Annotated in this window: 1 protein-coding gene; it reads right to left on the bottom strand. The window is 72.0% G+C overall.

Annotated features, from left to right (window positions below; genetic code table 11):
• A partial coding sequence (locus F3J17_RS35840) for a condensation domain-containing protein (protein WP_240161279.1) occupies nt 1–2,958 on the bottom strand: 2,958 nt, incomplete at both ends.

Raw genomic sequence — 2,958 nt, forward strand, 5'->3', positions numbered from 1 at the left:
AGCGCGGCGTAGCCATCCGCCAGCGCGTCGAGCGACGCGGCGTCGAGGCGCGCGGCGTCGGCGGTCCAGCCGAGTTCGAGCGTCGCGCCCGCCAGCGCCGTCAGCGTGAGCGGATAGTGGCTGCGCTCGCTGGCCTGCACGGCGTCGATGCGCAAGGGCGCGTCGGCGGCGCGCAGCGCGTCGCTGACCGGATAGTTTTCGAACACGAGCACGCTGTCGAACAGCGCGTCGCCACTGCGGCCCCACCACTGCTGCACGCGCGCCAGCGGCGTCGCTTCGTGCTCGCGCAGCGCGGCATTCGAGGCCTGCAGCGTGCGAACCCAGTCGCCGAAATCGGCATGCGGCGGCAACTCAACGTCGAGCGGCAGCGTGTTGATAAAGAGCCCGACCGTGCGGCCGCTGCCTTCGGGAGCGGCGCCACGGCCCGACACGGTCACGCCAAACGCAGCGCGCGCGCGGTCGGCGCGGCGCGCCAGCAGCAGCGCCCAGGCGCCTTGCAGCAGCGTGTTGACGGTGACGCGCGCGGCGCGTGCGGTCTGCGCCAGTTGCGCAGTGAAAGCGGCGTCGAAAACACGTTGCACGCGTAACGGCTGCGCTGTGTCTCGCGATGAAGATGGCGGCGCAATCGTGTCGAGCAGCAAGGCGCTCGCGCCCGCTTCGTCGGCGGGACGCTGGGCGCGCCACCAGCTTTCGTCGTCGGCATGGTGCTGGAGCCAGGCGACGTAGTCGCGCCATGTGGGCGCTACGCCCGACTGCGCCGGCCGCGCGAGGCCCGCGCGCGCCGCCGTGTAATCGGCCAGCACTTCGTCGAGCAGTTGCGCCGCGCTCCAGCCGTCGGTCAACAGATGGTGCGTGGTCCAGACCAGATCGTGTGCGCCGTCCGGTCGCGCGAACAACGCAAGCCGCCACAGCGGCGCGTGCGCGAGATCGAACGGCCGCGCGCGGTCGGCGGCGAGCCACGCGTCGAGGCGCGCCTCAAAGGCCGCCGCCGTGGACTCACGCCAGTCGTTCGTCTGCCAGTCGAGCGCGAGTGTGCGATGCACCACCTGCAGCGGCACGCCGCCATGCGCCCATTCAAACGACACGCGCAGCGCGTCATGGCGCGCGAGGGCCGCGGTCCAGGCGTCGCGCAGCGCGTCGGCATCGAGCGCGCCCGCGAGCGTGAGGCGCTTCTGGTTCACGTAGACGCCGCTGGCCGCGCCGTCGAGCGCGTGGAACAGCAGGCCTTGCTGCACCGGCGTAGCCGGATAGAGATCGGCGACGTTCTGGAACGGCAGCGCCAGACGCGCGAGCGTGGCGGCGTCCAGACCGGCGCGCGCGGCCAGCGGGAAATCTTCGGGCGTCGCGCCCGGCGCGGCCTGCGCGCAATGCGCGACGAGCGCGCGCAATTGCGCCTCGAAACGCGCGGCGAGCGCCTGCGCCGTCTCGTCATCGAGCAGGCCGCTGGCGTAGCGCCATTGCACGCGCAACTCGCCCGCGACAATCATGGCGTTGAGGTCGAGCGCGTAATGCAGCGCGCAGTTGGCGTCGATGCAATCATCGGCGAGTTCGGCACGCAAGGCGAAGCCGCCCTCGCCCGGCGTGTCGTCGAACTGGCCCAGGTAGTTGAAGCTCACTTGCGGCGCGGCAAGTTCGCGCAGCGTCGGCTGCACGCGCGCCCAGCCCGTGGCGTGCGCGATTGCCCCGCGCGCCGCGCGCTTGACGGCGCGTAAGGTGGCATCGGTGGCATCAGTGGCATCGGCGCCATCGCCTTCAAGAGTGGCGGCGCCAGCCGATTGCGCGGCGAGCCACAGCGGGTAACGCGTCGTAAACCAGCCCACCGTCTGCGCCACGTCCAGATCGTCGCGGCGCACGGCGCGGCCGTGGCTTTCCATCGATACGAGCACGCCGCCCCATGCGGCGCAGGCGCGCGCAAGCGCGCTCAGCAACACCTCGTCGACGCTGGTGCGCAGCGCGTGCGAAGTGCGTTGCAGCAAGGCGCGCGTCGTATCGGCGTCGAGCGTGGTGGTGAGCGTGCGGGCGTCGCGCGTGCGCTGGCCCTGCAAGGCTTCGGCGGGCCACAGCGCGCGAGCGTCACGCAAGGCTTCGCGCCAGAACGCGGCGTCTTCATCGAGCGATGCCGATGCAGCCACGGACGTGCGCGACGCCTCCACCCAGGCGCTCCACGGCATCGACGGCGCGGCCGACGCGAACGCCGCCTCACCGCGCGCAAGACGCGTGCAGGCCGCGCCCAGCTCGGCAATCAGCACGCGCCAGGACACGGCATCGACAACCAGGTGATGCGCCGCCAGCAGCAGGCGATCCGATCCGCTCGCGCCATCGGCGCGCACCAGCGCTGCACCGAACAGCGGCCCATGCGCCAGATCGAAGCCGCGTTGCAGGCGCGCGGCCACTTCGGCGCAGCGCGTTTCGAACGAGGCGGCAGGGTCGTGCGGCGCGTATTCGAAGCGCGCCGTGCCGCCGCCCTGCACCTGTTGATGCCAGGCATGCGCCTCGTCGCGCATGAAATGCAGACGCAGTGCGTCGTGGCGCACGACCAGCGCGTCGAGCGCGGCGCGCAGCACCTCGGCGTCGAGCGTCGTCGGCACGTCGAGCCACACTGCCTGATTCCAGTGCGCGGGCGCATCCGGATGGCGCTCGAAGAAGCCGCGCTGCGCGCTGGTGAGCGCGAGCGGCGCGCGCCGTTCGCTCCATTGACGCGCCACGCCGGCCTGCTCGCGCATCAGTGCGGCCAGACGCGCGACGCTGGGCGCGTCGAACACTTCGCGCGGCGTGACCGCATAGCCGGCCTCGCGCAGTCGCGCAACGATCTGCAGCGTGAGGATCGAGTCGCCGCCTGCTTCGAAAAAGTCGTCGGTGACGCCCAGATCGTCGCGTTGCAGCACTTTGCGCCAGACGTCGAGCACGATGCGCTCGCGCGCGTCGCGCGGCGCGATCCCGGCGCCCGGCGGCGCGGAG

The sequence above is a fragment of the Burkholderia sp. Ax-1719 genome (genome assembly GCF_011753055.1).
Lineage (GTDB): Bacteria > Pseudomonadota > Gammaproteobacteria > Burkholderiales > Burkholderiaceae > Paraburkholderia.